This window comes from Pedobacter sp. HDW13 (genome assembly GCF_011303555.1).
GTDB lineage: Bacteria > Bacteroidota > Bacteroidia > Sphingobacteriales > Sphingobacteriaceae > Pedobacter.
This window is the reverse complement of the sequence record NZ_CP049868.1, coordinates 3,356,871-3,373,832: the sequence shown is the minus strand read 5'-3', so window position 1 is coordinate 3,373,832 and position 16,962 is coordinate 3,356,871. Positions and strand designations below refer to the sequence as shown.

Below are 16,962 nucleotides of genomic sequence, written 5' to 3'. Positions count from 1 at the left end.
ACATCGTATGTTTGCATATAAATTCAAAGCTATGGAACAGGAAAGTAAACTTTTCGAGCAGGTTTCGGTTAAAATTCGGGACGACATTAAAGCAGGCAAATTTAAGACGGGTGAAAAAATACCACCCGAACCAGCCCTGATGGAGCTTTACGGAGTAGGTCGATCTACCATTCGCGAAGCGGTAAAATCGCTCACTTTATCAGGTATACTTACTGTTAAGCAGGGTTTCGGCACTTTGGTAAATGCAGTACCAACCGAACCGATTGAACAAAGGTTACGCCGATCGGATTTTGAAGAAATTAATCACGTAAGATCGATCCTGGAGCAGGAAATTGTATTGCTGGCTACCCAAAACCGTACAGCAACCGATCTGGAAGCTATGGCTGCAGCACTGGAAAACAGAAAGTTGGCTATTGAAAAAGAATCGCGGCTGGATTGCGCCAATGCTGATATTGAATTTCACCTGGCCATTGCCCGTTCATCAGGCAACCATGTTTTAGCCGATCTTTACGAAAGCTTTACCGTTATTATTCGTGATTTCTTTGCCAAAAGAGCTCCATCGGGCATTGCACATTTTGCCATGAGCCATCACCTACATCAGGCTTTATTTAACGCGATAAAAGATGGAAACGCCGATGCGGCTCGCGAAACAACCATTACCATATTGAACAATAACCATTAATATCATGTCAATTTTAACTTTTACCCTGATTTTAATCCTTGGAGCATACCTTGCGGGTTTAGTTGGGTCGTTAACCGGTTTGGGTGGCGGCGTAGTCGTTATACCACTGCTTACCCTTGTTTTCCATGTCGATATCCGCTATGCCATTGGTGCAGCGTTATTGGCTTCTATCGCCAACTCATCGGGAGCTGCCAGTGCTTATATCAAAGAAGGTATTACCAACATCCGGCTGGGCATGTTCCTCGAAATTGCCACTACACTTGGTGCAGTTTTAGGCGCTTTAATTGCCATTTATACCCCTACCAATACCATTGCTATACTTTTTGGCTGTGTACTGCTTTTCTCTGCCGCCATGACGCTTAGAAAAAAGAACCAAGAGGCTTTAACGGAAGGCAGTCACTTATCGGCGGTTTTAAAACTGAACAGCAGCTACCCTACCCCATCAGGCAACGTAGCCTACAAACTCAAAAATGTGGGCGCAGGTTTTTCGATCATGACAGTAGCGGGCGTAATGTCGGGCTTACTAGGTATCGGCTCAGGTGCATTAAAGGTACTGGCAATGGATACTGCCATGAAAATCCCCTTTAAGGTGAGTACCACAACCAGTAACTTTATGATTGGGGTAACGGCGGCGGCCAGCGCTGTGGTTTATCTGCAACGGGGTTACATGGATCCGGGCATCGCTTTCCCCGTAGTACTTGGGGTATTGGGTGGCGCATTTACAGGTGCAAAATTGTTAACGCATATCAATCCTTCTACCCTGCGGATTATCTTTTGTATTGCGATCACCTTTGTGGCCTTCGAAATGATTTATAACGGTTATCACCATCAATTTTAAATACAATTATGAAAAATTCAATATCAAAACAGCTTATCGGCGATCGGGATGTAGAAAAAATTGTTGGTCAGTTATTACGCTTTGGGGTAATTACCGCAAGCCTGATTGTTTTATTGGGCGGAGTACTTTTTTTAGTCCAAAACGGAAACGGACCACGACCCGATTACCATATCTTTAAAGGAGAACAAGACAGTTACATCACTTTTGAAGGGATCTTTCTGGGGCTTTTTACCTTTAAACCCATGGCTATTATCCAGTTTGGAGTGCTGCTATTAATTATTACACCCATTATGCGGATCGTATTTTCACTTTTTGCATTTATGCTGGAAAAAGACAAACTATATGTTATCATTACACTAATTGTATTGGGTGTTATTCTTCTCAGCACTTTTAGTGGATTGAAAGTTTAATATTTTCGGTATCCTATTCGTAGAGTTAAGTACGTCTCTACGGATTTATCGTATTGGTCGGTGTTCCCACCGACCAATATTAGTTTATCGGCTGGTGCAAACACCATCCGATAGGTTGCCTTAATCAGCCTTAACTTCTTTAATCACCGCAATTATATCTTCCTCACCGTATCTTATCGAAGCCGATTCGAAAGTTTGTAATGCCGTTTTAGCCAAAGGTGATGAAATTCCCTCTGCTTTGGCCAGATTTAGATCTTTCACAATGTGTTTCAGTGCAAAGGCAGCCTGATATTGATCAGCTACAATAGCGTCACCCTTAATTTTGGTAAAAATATTGCCAATAGCCGCGTTATTAATCAGGTTGAGCAGATCTTCGGTTTTAATTCCCTGCGCGTTAGCAAATACTACCGTTTCGGCCAGTCCCTGGGCGTATAAAGCCAATAGTGAATTGATCGCCAGCTTTGCACTATTGCCTGCTCCTGTTTCGCCCACGCGCATGGCCAGTTTTCCAAGCTTTTCTAAAATAGGTTTAACTTCGTTAAAAGCAAGCTCATCACCCCCCACCATAATCACCAGCTGACCTGTTTCAGCCTGCTTTACACTGCCTGAAACAGGTGCATCTAAATAATGGAGACCTTTCGCTGTGCATGCCTCAGCCATTTGCCGGGAGATCGATGGAGAAACCGTACTCATATTGATGATGATTTTTCCAGCTACTTCTGCACTCAAAACACCATCTGTATCATTAAAAATGGCTTCAATTGCCGCATCATCACTCACCATTACAAATACTACATCAGTTTGTGCAATTAAATCTTTTGGCGTTTGTGCCAGTAAAGCGCCCATTTCTTTTAAAGTGCCTTCTTTGGCCTTGCTCCTGTTATATACCCTAACTTCGTATCCTGCTTCAATCAGTTGTGTAGCCATTGGGATGCCCATGTTGCCCAATCCGATCCAGCCTATTTTTGTTGTGTTCATTTTGCTGTTATTTGTTGATAAACAAATGTGGCAAAGAAAAAGCTGAAATCGTTTACCAGCCTGGTAAAAATGATGTTGGCCAAACAAAATAAAACTTTATTGCGCTAACTTTGATTTCCTATTTAACTACCTATGGCCAGCCCGCTAAAAGATTTATATTCACCCGCATTTTACAACAGGTTAAGCGGTGCCTTAACCGCCACCATTCCCACTTTTGATGAGCAAAAATTCGTTCAAAATATTTTTGTGCCCGAATTTGATTCGATGGAACTGAAAGAAAGAATGAAACACACTTCAAAAGTATTGCATCATTTTTTACCTGAAGCTTATCCACAGAGAATTACACTCCTCAAAAAAACAATAGAACAGCTAAGGGTTCAGGGTATTGGCGAAGATGGCCTAGCCTATATGTTTTTGCCCGATTATATTGAAACTTATGGAATTGATGATTTCGAAAATTCGGTAGAGGCACTGGAATTTGTTACCCAGTTTGTAAGCTGCGAATTTGCCGTACGTCCCTTTATTTTGAAGTACGGAAACGAAATGATTTTACGCATGCAGCAATGGTCGGTGCACGAAAGCCATAAGGTGCGCAGGCTTGCCAGCGAGGGCAGCAGACCCCGCCTGCCATGGGCGATGGCTATTCCTTTTCTGAAAAAAGACCCTGCCTCCATTTTACCGATTTTAGAAAACCTTAAAAGCGACCCTTCCGAATATGTAAGGAGAAGTGTAGCCAACAGTTTGAACGATATTGCGAAAGATCACCCGCAAGTGGTTTTGGCGGTAGCTAAAAGATGGTCGGGTTTAAGTACCGAAACCGATGCCCTGATTAAACACGGTAGCCGCACCCTTTTAAAACAGGGCCACACCGAAATTTTGAAGCATTACGGTTTGGATGATACCGGCATTGTATTGAAAGATTTTAAGCTTTTGACCCCGGTGGTAAAAATTGGCGAAAGTCTGGCTTTCTCATTTTCTATCCGCAACGAAAACCCTACAGAACAAAAGGTAAGGCTAGAGTATGCCGTATATTACAAAAAGCAAAATGGGCAGAACACCAAAAAAGTATATAAAATTTCTGAAAGGGTTTATACGGCGGGTGCCGAGGTAGCCATTATCCGCAAACAAAAATTCGTATTAATTACCACAAGAAAATTCCATTTGGGCGACCACCAGGTTTCGATAATTATCAATGGCGCAGAAAAGGAACTGGAAAATTTTGACCTTAAAGCATAAACAACCTTTATTCAACTAATTCAATTTCGGTTTACGATTATAAAAAACAAAAGAAGCCGGCTTTTATAAAACCGGCTTCTTTTGTTTGTATGTTGAGTTTTTTCTAAATGGTGTTTTACAGCAATCCGTACAAACCGTGGGCATAATTCCTCAAAGAGGCCGATACAGTTTTCATCTTATCGGGCGATGGTCCTTTAACTTTGTAGGCCTCGGGATGAAGGGCTAAAGGTTGCTCATCGGTTTCTGCTGTCGTGTTTCTGTTGCTTAATGTAGCATGTTGTTCTTCGCTTAATTTTAAAGGTGCCATGATCTCGAATTTATACTACAATAACAGGACAACTTTAAATATGTTTGTCGGTTAAGCTTAATTTTTCAAGTTAATTTTCGAGACTGGAAATCCAGTTTTCGGTATCAGAAACTTTAACCGGTGTTGCACTTGAAACAATCTTTAAAATACCTCCGGCATTGATATCATCTTGTGTAATATAATTTTTCTTAAAGAGCTTTCCATTCAGGAAAACTTCCTTAATGTATTTGTTTTTTAAGCTAAAATTAACGGTTTCAATTTTGAAGGTTTTTCCTTTTGGCAGGCTATAAGTAACCGTTGGGAACAAAGGCACATTTAAATAATAAACAGGCCAGCCTACGCAAGCGGGAGAAAAACCACTGGCTGCAAAGACATACCAGGCACTCATCGCACCTGCATCGTCATCCATGGTACGCAGGTAGGCATGTGGCTGGTTGCGGTAAATTTTACCGATATAACTGCCAATACCGCGACTATTGTCGTTAAAGTAATTCTGGATTACCGTATCCGCAGCCAATTGATGCATCCAGTATTGCGATTTATATCCCGATTTGGTTACATTGTACATCAACGGCACCTGTAAATCGGGTTCGTTGGCGTGGTTGTACAAATCGTGGGCAAAAAATTCGTCAAGCTTCGCCAGGTATGATTCTTCTCCCCCATCAAGCTCAACAAGTCCTTTAAAATCGTAAGGCACAAACCACCTGTACTGCCAAATGGTACCTTGATATAAACCTCTGGCCTGCATGCGGTCTACATCGTTCTTGCTCATGTCTTTAAAATCTTTGTTCCAGTATTTTTTATACTCCAGGGCTTTTGCCAGATAAAAATCAGATTTTTCCTTGTTCTTTAATATCTTGAATATTTCGGCTAATGCCCAGTTATCGTAGCTCGATTCTAAAGCTTTATCAGGCGATTTATAATCCAAACCATTTACTTCTTTTACCAGAGAATCGGCAATTTTATTAAAATCGACTGGGTAACCTTTACGGTAGGCGTCAAGCAACACCACAATGGCATGCTCTGAACGCACGGTATTGGAAGGCTCATTTTGGCCGGCATAATCTTTTTTGCCTGATTGATAAAGATCGGCAATTGAGGTAACCATACCTGCGTAACGGTCTTGCGCAACTAGCGAAAGTAAAGGCAGCTGCGTACGGTAATTATCCCAGATGGCCCAGCCATTGTAACGAATTTCCTTATCTTTTTGCTCCTCGCCTTTGGTGTTGCGGTAGGCACCGTCAGTTTCTGAAATAACGTATGGCGATTGCATGGTGCGGTACAATAGCGAGTAGAATAATTTTGCACTTTCCAAATCGCCATTTACTGCAATTTTAGACAAATTGGTATTCCAGTCTTCATGGCTCTGCGCTTTTACTGCAGCAAATGCATTTTTATTGATAGAAGCCTTTGCGGCAGCTACACTTACCGATGAAAGGGCAATGTTAATACCTGCTGTGGTTATACCGGACTGTAGTGTTGCGATTAACTTATGTTCATCAAGCACTTTCCAGGATACATCTTCACCTATTTCCAGATAGTAAAACAATTTGTATTTACCGGCACCGCAGGTTGTGCGTGAGGTAATCCAACCGCTAACAGTATTGCCGTTCACTTCATGTTCTTCGGCCACAAAAGCACCGTTAAAAGCGTAACCTAAATCAAGGTAAAAGCCTTTAGCCCCAACCGGAAACTGATAGGCATGTTTGCCGGCTTTGCCTAAAACAGTAAAACTGGCTTTAATTTTATTTTCAAAGCCAACTTCGTAATAGCCAGGAGAGGCTTTTTCTGATGCTTTGATTAATTCTGATTGTGCCGGGTCAGCGCCTAAGAAAGGTTTGATAAAAATATTTCCGCCTGATCCCTGGCATCCTACCCCTTCGAAACGGTTATGGGTAAAGCCTTCAAATTTCTTGGCAAGATATTCGTAACCGGTATGCGTTTTAGGGTAAGTTTGAGGACCAATGCTTAACATGCTAAAAGGGTAAGACGCGGCCGGCGACATCTGCCCATGGTCTGCAGATGAGCCTAAAAAAACATTTACCTGATCAACAGGTTTTGCCGAACTAACGGAAAATATATTCGTTTTTTGTTGTGATAAAACGTTTAACGAGAAGAACAATAGAGCCCCTACTATTTGAACAGAAAACTTCATTTGAGGTTTGGTTTATAAATTGCGCCAAAATAACATTTTAAGATGAAGTGGCGGTTATGTTTTAGCTTCTTTACAAAAATGTATCTGGTTACGGTTTGGTAAGCCCGGTAAACGCTTAAAAACAAAAAGCCATTCCGGGTATCGGAATGGCTTTAATATCGTGTGTGTTTTAAAATTTATTTCACAGCAACCGGAACAGAAATCTTATCCCAATCTAAAGAGAAACCGCTTTTGCCAATTTTATAAACCAAACGCTCTTGAGTTGCTTTTAAAGCTTTTGTTTTTACATCAACACGTAAAGCATCTTTAGCTTCTTCATATTTGTAAGCACCCCATTGTTTAGGCTCTTTGTTAAAAATAGCTGTCCAGGTTCCGCTTTCCTTCGGGATTAAGAAGAAACTGTATTTACCAGCTGGTAATGCTTTACCTTCAACGGTAATGTCTTTATCAGTTTCGAACGTAGTAGCTTCGTTTGCTCCGGCACGCCAAACTTTATCCCATGCTTCCAAGCCACCCCAAATTTTACGGCCTTTAACCGCAGGGCTGCTGTAATTAATGGTAATGGTTGCACTTTTAATTTTACCTGTTGCAGTTGCTGCAGGACTTGGTTTAGGCTGCGCATCTTGTGCCATTGCACTTACAGAAATTGTAATTGCTGTAAATAACATAGCGATTGATTTGATCATCGTTTTCATAGTATTATTTTTATTTGTTTTGCTGTTCTTTTGATTTTACGAATTTATGGCTTTAGCGCGATAAAACAATAATACTAAATAAATTGATACCGGAATGACGATACAGGTATCCTAAGGAACAAATCCTGTCTGTATAGTTTTCCTATCGGTTGGTGTCCTCACCCGACCGAAACAACACCAATCTACCATTCCGATTAAAGCTACTGTTCTATTTCTTCCGGCCCACAAACCTGATTACTGATCCCAGCCCGTTATGAAACACACCTTCGTTCAGCTCGATTTCTTTTTCTTCCAGCGCTACAATTTCGTAATTGGTGAAATCTGATTTTATTTCTTCGATAGAGAATAACATATCGAGTTCTTTTGGCCCACCAACTTTTTCGTTACGGGCAAGATAGTCAAGGTGATTTTTACTAAAGGCTTCAAAAATAATCAATCCACCTTTACGTAAATAACGATCTAACGTTTTGTGATAAGCTGATTTAATCTCCGCCGGAAAATGTGCATAAATTAATGCGATGGCATCAAATTGTTCTGCTTTGTAATCCAGATGCTGCAACTCACCCACCTGATAATCGATGCTCACATGGTTACTTTCAGCAAGCTGAATGGCTTTGTTTTTACCTTCGGCACTAATATCAAAGGACGAAACCTTCCAACCGAGCTTTGCAGCAAAAACGGCATTGCGGCCCTCGCCTTCAGCCGGAAAAAGTATAGTGCCACTATTTAGTTTTTCTAATTGTTCTTTAAGGTAATTATTGGGCTGTTCGCCATAAGCGAACTCTTCGGTACGGTATCTATCGTCCCATCTGTTTATCCAGGCTTCGTTCATAGGTAATGATTTTGTTTAAAATGGCTGATTAGCCAACAAAATAAAGATATTGAATTTTGAGTGAGTGAACGCTAAATTGCTTGTGAAGATAGGCCAATTGGTTAAAAATTGATAAGTTGATGACCGTAGTTGAATTGTATCGTCTTCGACTCCGCGCAGCCTAACAAACTATGTTAATATCGTCTGGTGTTCTATAACCGGCTAAAATAATATCCTGTTCGTAGAGTTAAACGTAGCGTCTCTACGGATTGGCAAATAAGATTGAGTTTGTAAACTCAATGGCAAAGAACGAGTCGAAGACTCTTTTCCATTCATAATTCGTAGAACCCTTCGGAACTCTACGGAAAGTTAGTTCGATTAAGCAAAAATTAGCCAAGTCCTTCGACAAGCTTAGGATGACAATCACCAAGGTAGAAACCTCTCCTATTCACTCACCACCGCCCTCGGCTTGTGAAACAACAAGCCCAGCAGCGAAAACACAATTACTGCAGCAGCACCGATTACGTTAAGCCATAAAAAGGAAATAATATCAAATTTATATACTGCAATCACCACAATTTCGGCGAGTATCGCTGAAATAAAAACTATAGGGCCATCAATTTTTTTGAAGTAAAAAGCGACAAGAAAGATACCCAATATTGGTCCGTAAAAAAGCGAGCCTAAAACATTTACCGCTTCAATAAGCGACCCCATCTGCGTGGCAAACATAGCTACGGCGATCGAAAAAATTCCCCAGGCAAGCGTGTGTAGCCGGCTGTATTTGAGTTCTGTTTCATCATCCGGTGCTTTTGCCCCAAAAATAAGATGCACATCCTTTAACGAACATGCCGCAAGCGAATTGAGTGCGGCAGAGATCGAACCCCAACTGGCCAGAAATATTACAGCAAAAAGTAATCCCACCATACCTACTGGCAGCGTGTTTTTCACGAAATATAAAAAGATATAGTTGGTATCTGTTTTCTCGGCATTATAGTTCGATTGGTTAATGGCCTCTTCTACCCTTGCATGCAGGTCTTTCACTTTGTTCTGCGTAGATTTAAAATCGGCTATCGAAGCACTTAATAATGGCGATTGCTTTTCTTTTTCTGCCAGTATTTGGTGCGATTGTTGCGTAAATTGTTTTTGTAATGCGTTGTGTTCTTTTTCAAAAGCAGCAGCTTGCTGTGGTTCTTTTTCCTTTAAATATTGATACGAACGTTCGTTAAAATAAATGGGCGCTGGTTTTAAAGAAAAGAAAGCAAACAATAAAGCCCCAATTAGCAGGATAGCAAACTGCATAGGTATTTTAACCAGTCCGTTTAACAGCAATCCCATTTTGGCATTGGTATTATCTTTTGCCGTAATGTACCTCCCCACCTGACTTTGATCGGTGCCAAAATAAGAAAGTGCCAGAAAAAATCCCCCAATCAGTCCGCTCCAGATATTGTATTTATCTTTCCAATCGAATTCTGTAGTGATTACATTCAATTTACCCGATTTACCGGCCAGGTAAAGTGCATCTTTAAAACCGATTCCATCGGGCATGTGCTGAATTAACAGATAGCCGGCAAAAGCCATAGTACCCAAAATAATTAAAAACTGCAGTTTCTGCGTATGCGCTATGGCTTTAGCCCCCCTACATAAGTATAAATCAACAAAATACCACCGGTAAGAATGTTGGTTAAATAAATATTCCAGTTTAAAACACTCGATAAAATAATACTGGGCGCATAAATACTGATCCCAGTTGATAGCCCCCTTGAAAACAAAAACAGAAGCGAAGTGAGCACGCGTGTCTTCTTATCGAAACGGTTTTCTAAATATTCGTACGCCGTATAAACATTCAGTTTTTGAAAAATGGGAATGAAAGTAATGCAGATTACAATCATGGCCAAAGGCAAACCAAAATAATATTGAACAAAGCGCATCCCATCAGTATAGGCCTGCCCGGGAGCCGACAAAAAGGTAATGGCGCTGGCTTGCGTAGCCATAATCCCCAATAGCACAATGTACCAGGGTATTTTATTATCGGCTTTTAAATAAGAAGCATTACTTTTTTGTCCACGGCCAATAAAAACACCATAGGCCACTACAGCAAAAAGCGTAAATATCAATACTGCCCAATCGATATTGCTCATGCCCAGAATTTAGTAAACAGGTAATAAAATACAATCTGAAACACCAGCGCAAGCGCTAAAAGGATATACCAGGTGTTCCAGTTTTTTAATTGGTTTTTCATTATTTACCAGCTGATAAAAAGTTAAAAAATAACCTGGCAGCTCCCACATTTCCGGCTGGCAATTGTCTGAAGAACGCCAGCGGACTATAAATAAAATTTCCTTTACCATATTTGGCATACAGGGTAGATCCCTGCAATGGTTCTTCATCAGTATCGTGCATTTCGAAAAGCGTTTCGTACTTATCATCCCACTTATCAGGAAAATAAGCTCCGCGTTCCTGCACCCAGCCTTTAAAATCTTCAGCAGTTATTTTATTGGGATAATTCAACAACTTATGGTCTGGCTTTAAGATTTTCACTTCAGCATTTTCTTCAGTTACCCGCTTACCACTAATGCTCAAAGGATAAATGCCGAAATCCTGCAGTGCCATATCCTGTGTAGTATTGTACTGCATTACGATGGTACCACCGTTTTCTACGTAACTCCGCAATGCCGTTTGCCAGTTTTTAATCCGCTTCTCCGTATTAATTACACGCACACCGGTTACCACTGCATCGTATGTAGCCAGTTTTGTCGCATTCAGGATATCTGCTTCCGTTAATACATCAACCTGCAAGCCTGCCTGTCTTAAAAACTCGGGGATTAAATCTCCAGCTCCTTCAATATAGCCTATTTTTTTAGCCAATACTTTTACATCACCTTTTATTAACCAGGTTGTGGCAGGTACAAAATACTGTAAAGTTGGAAGGTGAGGATATTGAATCATGACCTGTCCTTTGGTATATTCGGCACTCTCTGAAGAAAAAACAGCTTCAAGCTTGTTCTGACTTGACTTAATTTTTGCCAAATCTTCAGCGGGGATTAAAAAATTTCGGGTATTGATGGTGTTTTCGGCCAGATTAACGCCCCCAAAAGTTTTAACAATCTGGTTGCCAATTTTGAAACTGATTTTACCGTAATTGATATTCTTATTGGCCCTTAAACGTAAGGTAACATTTAAACCTTCTTTCTCTTTGGCAAAGTAAACCGGTTCGGTAAAATTCAAATCTAGCGCCGGGATAATGCGAAGCCCCTCAACTACATCGCCTTTAACCGGATCTAGTTTTTTGAAAGATAAGGGAAGCTGCACATCAAATTTCTCGGATTCAATTTTTAGCGAAAGCAATACATTAACAGGCGACTGCACTTCAGGCAAACCAATTAAGGTATCGTTTGCTACGCTAAAAGTTGCGGCATCTTTTGCAGGTTTGGCCAGCCAGTAGGGTTCTGTAGGCAAGGCATCAGCAGGAATCTGGATTTTACGTTCGATGGTAATCAACGAATCACCTGATAGTTTTCTATTGAGGTTATCGGTTTGATTTAACCAGTTCACACTTTCTAAAGTTACCGGAGTTGCAGATCTCGAAATTAAGTTTAAACGGAAATTATAGCTGTTACCCGCAATGGCTTCGGGCTGATTGGTCACCACTTCGCCCATAAAACCTACACAGCTTAAAATAATATGATCAATGGCCGCAAGTTTATCTTTGCGCAAATCTGCATCAGACAATTCGGCTACTTTTTTGCGTAGCATCAGCAGTCCGTGCAAACTTTTATCGGGCTGGTTATAGTTGAAAGATAATAGGATAATATCAATCAATTCATCAATATCGCCCACACCTTTGTCCGACCAGTTCATGCTTAAACCATCAAAAAGTGTTCTTTTAACGGGCTCACCTGCTACATGCGTAAAATATTCAGAACGTACACCGGCAACCGACTGCGTACCGGCACCCTGACTTTTGTGCAAACTTCTGCTCAATCCGGCCAGTTCTCCGTAGCCCATACCCAGTTGCGCATCGTACTGACCAACAGTTAGCTTCAACTGATTTTCGGCTGTGGTATTTACCGAACCAAACCTAAAAGTATTCCAAAGTAACCTTTTGGGCTGCCAAACCGAAACGTATTTCAGTTGATTTGGGAACATATTTTTATCGGCAGCGGCCTTAAATGCCTTTTCGGCCACTACAGCCGAAGCTGCATGTTGTCCATGCCCTGCCGCAGCAGTAGGCGGAAAACGGCAGATAATCACATCCGGCCTGAATTTCCGGATTACCCAAACCACATCGGCAGTAATGCTATCGGCATCCCATTGTTTAAAAGTATCGTTTGTATTTTTAGAGAAACCAAAATCAATGGCGCGGGTAAAAAACTGCTGGGCACCATCCAATTTCCGTGCTTCTAAAAGCTCGTGTGTTCTAATCAAGCCCAAAGCAGCGCCTTGCTCAGTACCCAAAAGATTTTGTCCACCATCACCGCGGGTAAGCGATAAATAAGCTGTTTCTACATTTTGTTCGTTAATTAACCATGATAGTAAGCCTGTATTTTCATCATCGGGGTGGGCAGCTAAGTATAAAACCTTTGGTAAATGCTTTAAGGTTTTCAGTTCACGGTAAATCTCGGCCGATTTTGCCGGGCGCACTTGTTGGGCGGCACAGAACATTACCGGTAAGCATAGGGTGAATATGGCAGTTAGTCTTTTGAACATATTATTTGTTTTGCGAAACTCAAATATGCTCAAAAAGCTTTTACTTTAGTGCTTCGGAAACGAAAAAGGTACAAAAAATGGCGCTTCTCCGATTTATGCCCTTTTAAAAACAGATTCGAGCAAATGGATATAGAGGGTTATCCCTTCTTCAATTTCTTCAATCAGCACAAACTCATCGGCCGTATGCGATCTGGCCGATTCGCCCGGCCCCATTTTTACCGATGGCATACTCAACCAGCCCTGATCGGAACTGGTAGGCGAAACATAGGTTTTTCTGCCCAGAGCCAATCCGGCAACAACAAGAGGATGCAGCACATCGATGTTGGATGGATTGAGCACATTTGGACGCACGTTGAAACTGCATAGCGTGTGGTTGATAATTACATTCAGGATCTCACGCGGGGTATAATTGTGATCGAAACGGATATCGACCGTAAAATGGCATTCGCCAGGCACAATATTATGCTGCAAACCCGCATTGATTTGTGTAACAGTCATTTTTACCGGGGCAGGCAAATGATCCTCAATCGGAAACTGAAAATGCGAAAACCATTCGATATCCTTAATGGCCTTGTAGATGGCATTATCCCCTTCCTCGCGCGCGGCGTGGCCCGAGCGTCCTTTGGCTACACAATCAATCACCATCGAACCTTTTTCGGCAATGGCCATGTGCATACCGGTTGGCTCGCCAACTATGGCAAAAGAAATGGGTTTAAGATCGTCTAAAATGCTCCTGATACCATTCAAACCTGAAGTTTCTTCTTCTCCGGTGGCTGCCAGGCATAAATTGAAAGGCAGGTCTTTCGATTCGTAAAAGTAGATAAAGGTCGAAATGAGCGATACCAGCGAAGCCCCCGCATCGTTACTGCCCAAACCGTGAATTTTTTCATCGTATATCAGTGCACTGAAAGGATCTAAGCTATATTGCTCGTTGGGCTTTACCGTATCGTGGTGCGAGTTGAGCAGAATGGTCGGTTTTGCACTGTCGAAATATTTGTTGTAGCACCATACATTATTGTTTTTACGAATGGTGTTGATACCATGTTTGGCCAGATGCGATTCTATTTCGCTGGCCGTTCCTTGCTCTGAACCGCTAAAAGATGGTATGGCAACTAAAGCGGATAAAAGAGCTAAGGCTTCATTGTATAATTGGTTTAAATCGGGATGACTGGTCAGTGGTTTTTCTGCGATATTCATGATGTAATTAAATGCTTTTAAGGTTTAGGTTTTGTTGCAATTGGAGTGTATTTTCGGCGCTGGCGATAATTTGATCGATATGTTCGGGACTGAACAACATGGCCGTGCACAAGCAATTACTTTTATTTTTACTTTCCAGGATGGAGTAGTTTACACAGCTTTTACAGCTTTCCCAAAATGCCGTATCCTGGGTAATTTGTGCAAAGGTTACAGGCTCGAAGCCCAGTTGAGTGTTCATTTTCATAATGGCTGCACCAGAGGTTATGCTGAATATTTTCGCATTGGGATACAAACGGCGTGATAGGCTGAAAATCCGGTTCTTAATACTTTTGGCAACACCAGATTTTCTAAATTTTGGCGCAACAATTAATCCTGAATTGGAGATAAAAGCATTATTTTGCCAGCTTTCGAAATAGGAAAAACCAGCCCATTCGCCACCGGCAGTTACTGCAATTACCGCTTTGCCGGCAATCATCTTTTCGACAATTGAGGCTGGTGTTCTTTTCGAAATGCCCGAACCTCTTAACAATGCTGAGCTTTGTGTTTCAGCTACAATTTCATCTGCATATTTTGCATCCGCTTTGGTTGCAACCCTGACAAAAATTATTGAATTGTTCATTTTAATAAAATTTCATACTTGCCAGTCATCAAAAGCAATACCTAGGACAGAAACAAGACAATAAAACACTGATTATCAACATAAAAATTCAAAAAAAATAAACAACTATCCCGGCGAGCACCAGCAAAACCCTGCCATTTTGAAAGGCTTTTTACCATATTGAAAACCTTTTAGACTAGCCATAATTAATTGATGCAGTCGCCAACTAAATCCAAAGGCCACAATTATCACAATCGTTAATAATTCGGTATATTTATTGTTAATATTGCAGCATAAATTTAACCTATGAATGGGATGGTCCTCATCATCGATGATGAAAAGAAAATCTGCAGTTTACTTTCCAGGATTATAGAGTTGGAGGGCTTTAAAACCCTTCAAGCCAATACCGGAAAAGAAGGACTTAAACTTTTAAAAAATAACGACGTAAGCATTGTCATCAGTGACGTAAAGCTGTCCGATGTAAACGGAGTTGCCCTGGTTAAAGATATCAAAGCCATTAAACCTTTTGTCGAAATTATTAACTTGACCGCTTATGGCACCATTGCCGATGGCGTACTGGCCATTAAAAACGGGGCCTTCGATTACCTGGTTAAAGGCGACGACAACGATAAAATTATTCCGCTTTTATACCGTGCAATGGATAAATCCAATCTTCAACGTCGTGTGGCAGAGCTTGAAAATAAAATTGCACAAAAGCATAGTTTCGAAACCATTATCGGCCAATCTAAAGCTTTAAAAGAGGCCATTGATCTGGCCAGAAAAGTAAGCGTAACCGATACTACGGTTTTACTTTTAGGTGAAACAGGTACAGGAAAAGAGGTTTTTGCGCAATCGATCCACTATGCGAGTCCTAGGGCAGAAAAACCTTTTGTAGCACTGAATTGCAGCGGTTTTAGTCCCGATTTACTGGAAAGCGAGCTTTTTGGCTACAAAGCTGGCGCATTTACAGGTGCCAATAAAGATAAAAAGGGCTTATTGGAAGAGGCCAATGGCGGCACTTTGCTATTAGACGAAATCGGCGAAATGAACCTCGACCTGCAAGCCAAGCTATTGCGGGTATTGGAGAGCCAAACCTTCATTAAAGTGGGCGATACCCATACCCAACAGGTAAATGTGAGGATTCTAGCTGCAACCAATAAAGATTTAAAAGGTGATGCCGCTACAGGCAAGTTCCGTTCAGACCTTTATTACCGTTTGTCAGTTTTTACGCTTACACTACCGCCCTTGCGCGAACGTAAGACGGATATCCCTGCTTTGGCTAAACACTACCTCAAGGCATTTGCCGATAAGGTAAACCGGACCGTGCCTAAAATGGACGATAAAATTCTGTCCATACTAACCGACCACGGCTGGAAAGGAAATATACGCGAACTTAAAAACGTAATTGAACGTCTGGTGATTCTATCCGATGGCGATACTTTAAGTGCATCTGCTCTGCCTCCCGAATTTTTTGAGTTCATGCCAATAGAAAACGAATACAATTTACAGCAGATCGAAAAACAGCATATCCAAAAAGTCCTCCTCCACACCAAAGGCAACAAAACAGAAACTTCGAGATTACTCGGTATCGGATTAACTACGCTTTACCGTAAAATAGAAGAGTATCGGATTAAAGAGATTTAAAGGAAAGTCCAAAGACTAAAGCTAAAAGACCAAAGTCAGGTAAAAGTCCGGAGTCGGAGATCTGAAAGTCAGAAGATTGGATGCAAATATCCTCTTAAATGCACTAAGGTGTTTTAGGTGGTAAATTAGAGACCCTGAAATAAATTCAGGGTGACAGATCGGGGGGTAAAAATATTAAATGGCCTTAACTGCCTTATATGGTGAAATAGCAAAACTAAGCCCCAAACCTGATCCACTTATCCCCTTCGTGCCCAAATATAAAAGAGCCCGGATGCAGCATTTCAGCAATATCTTCGATTAAAGAAACTGCATTTTCGGCAGTTCTTTCACGGTTTACATCATCATTTAATAAAATAATGCGGTTGTTTTGTACTGCCTGCCAACTGGTATTCAGTGCAGCCGGTACTTCGCGCATTAAATCGGTAAGTGTTTTGCCTGGTTGGTAATAAATAATAAATACCGCATTTAAAACATCGGCTTCCACCATTCCGCCGGCTAATGCAATTTCTTCGGTTAGCAGGTAGTTTGGATTATTGCTGGTATCCAGGCAAGCTACCGGCATTTTATCCATAAATTTAATCTTGTGTTCTACTAAATCTAAACGTTCCTGTAATTCTTCCTGTTTAGCAGCATCGAGGCCAATAAATAAATCGTTTAAAAAAGACATCTGCATTAAATTTATTAATTTGTGCAAAAATAACATT

The 16,962-nt window shown here is 41.2% G+C and carries 16 protein-coding genes; 5 read left to right on the top strand and 11 right to left on the bottom strand.

Translation table 11 applies throughout. The features are described 5' to 3' along the window. Nucleotides 1-7: 7 nt before the first annotated feature. From G7074_RS14340 to G7074_RS14330, 3 genes are read left to right on the top strand one after another with little or no spacing between them, the layout of a single operon-like run. Nucleotides 8-682 (top strand): FadR/GntR family transcriptional regulator, encoded by a 675-nt coding sequence (locus G7074_RS14340; protein WP_233603790.1) that lies wholly within the window; start codon nt 8-10, stop codon nt 680-682. A 4-nt stretch (nt 683-686) separates the two neighbouring features. Beyond that, nucleotides 687-1,520, top strand: coding sequence for a sulfite exporter TauE/SafE family protein (locus tag G7074_RS14335; RefSeq protein ID WP_124558406.1), 834 nt, complete (start codon nt 687-689; stop codon nt 1,518-1,520). An 8-nt stretch (nt 1,521-1,528) separates the two neighbouring features. Next, nucleotides 1,529-1,930 (top strand): DUF1634 domain-containing protein, encoded by a 402-nt coding sequence (locus G7074_RS14330; protein ID WP_124558405.1) that lies wholly within the window; start codon nt 1,529-1,531, stop codon nt 1,928-1,930. 120 nt (nt 1,931-2,050) lie between these two features. On the opposite strand, the gene G7074_RS14325 is transcribed toward G7074_RS14330, so the two are convergent. After that, the gene (locus tag G7074_RS14325) at nt 2,051-2,908 is read right to left on the bottom strand and encodes an NAD(P)-dependent oxidoreductase (protein WP_124558404.1); all 858 of its coding nucleotides are present in this window, start codon (nt 2,906-2,908) and stop codon (nt 2,051-2,053) included. A 132-nt stretch (nt 2,909-3,040) separates the two neighbouring features. Here G7074_RS14325 and G7074_RS14320 point away from each other — a divergent pair, with 132 nt between their 5' ends. Beyond that, nucleotides 3,041-4,144: a DNA alkylation repair protein gene (locus G7074_RS14320; protein ID WP_166209022.1), complete on the top strand. Its 1,104-nt coding sequence runs from the start codon at nt 3,041-3,043 to the stop codon at nt 4,142-4,144. Nucleotides 4,145-4,259: 115 nt separating this feature from the next. On the opposite strand, the gene G7074_RS14315 is transcribed toward G7074_RS14320, so the two are convergent. The 9 genes from G7074_RS14315 to G7074_RS14280 form a co-directional block, all read right to left on the bottom strand. Further along, the gene (locus tag G7074_RS14315) at nt 4,260-4,451 is read right to left on the bottom strand and encodes a hypothetical protein (RefSeq protein ID WP_124558402.1); all 192 of its coding nucleotides are present in this window, start codon (nt 4,449-4,451) and stop codon (nt 4,260-4,262) included. Between the two features lie 70 nt (nt 4,452-4,521). Then, nucleotides 4,522-6,606: a glycoside hydrolase domain-containing protein gene (locus G7074_RS14310; protein WP_166209019.1), complete on the bottom strand. Its 2,085-nt coding sequence runs from the start codon at nt 6,604-6,606 to the stop codon at nt 4,522-4,524. A 176-nt stretch (nt 6,607-6,782) separates the two neighbouring features. Continuing rightward, entirely contained in the window at nt 6,783-7,301 is a 519-nt protein-coding gene (locus G7074_RS14305) for a DUF2911 domain-containing protein (RefSeq protein ID WP_124558400.1), read from the bottom strand. A gap of 208 nt (nt 7,302-7,509) precedes the next feature. Further along, nucleotides 7,510-8,133: a bifunctional 2-polyprenyl-6-hydroxyphenol methylase/3-demethylubiquinol 3-O-methyltransferase UbiG gene (locus G7074_RS14300; protein WP_124558399.1), complete on the bottom strand. Its 624-nt coding sequence runs from the start codon at nt 8,131-8,133 to the stop codon at nt 7,510-7,512. A gap of 423 nt (nt 8,134-8,556) precedes the next feature. Beyond that, nucleotides 8,557-9,690 carry a hypothetical protein gene (locus G7074_RS14295; RefSeq protein ID WP_240916309.1) on the bottom strand — a complete coding sequence of 378 codons (1,134 nt, stop codon included), beginning with the start codon at nt 9,688-9,690 and terminating at the stop codon, nt 8,557-8,559. A gap of 41 nt (nt 9,691-9,731) precedes the next feature. Continuing rightward, a complete protein-coding gene (locus G7074_RS27230; RefSeq protein WP_240916308.1) occupies nt 9,732-10,250 on the bottom strand; it encodes a hypothetical protein in 519 nt (172 codons plus the stop codon). Between the two features lie 100 nt (nt 10,251-10,350). Continuing rightward, entirely contained in the window at nt 10,351-12,819 is a 2,469-nt protein-coding gene (locus G7074_RS14290; RefSeq protein WP_124558397.1) for a PIG-L family deacetylase, read from the bottom strand. Nucleotides 12,820-12,912: 93 nt separating this feature from the next. After that, nucleotides 12,913-14,016, bottom strand: a complete 1,104-nt coding sequence (locus G7074_RS14285) for a M20/M25/M40 family metallo-hydrolase (protein WP_166209016.1) — start codon at nt 14,014-14,016, stop codon at nt 12,913-12,915. Nucleotides 14,017-14,023: 7 nt separating this feature from the next. Continuing rightward, on the bottom strand, nt 14,024-14,635 hold the full coding sequence (locus G7074_RS14280) for an N-acetyltransferase (protein ID WP_124558395.1): 612 nt from the start codon (nt 14,633-14,635) through the stop codon (nt 14,024-14,026). 285 nt (nt 14,636-14,920) lie between these two features. Here G7074_RS14280 and G7074_RS14275 point away from each other — a divergent pair, with 285 nt between their 5' ends. Further along, complete coding sequence (locus tag G7074_RS14275; protein ID WP_166209013.1) at nt 14,921-16,258, top strand: sigma-54 dependent transcriptional regulator; 1,338 nt, start codon at nt 14,921-14,923, stop codon at nt 16,256-16,258. A gap of 214 nt (nt 16,259-16,472) precedes the next feature. Here G7074_RS14275 and G7074_RS14270 read toward each other — a convergent pair whose 3' ends face one another. Continuing rightward, complete coding sequence (locus tag G7074_RS14270; protein ID WP_166209010.1) at nt 16,473-16,925, bottom strand: hypothetical protein; 453 nt, start codon at nt 16,923-16,925, stop codon at nt 16,473-16,475. Between the last annotated feature and the right edge of the window lie 37 nt (nt 16,926-16,962).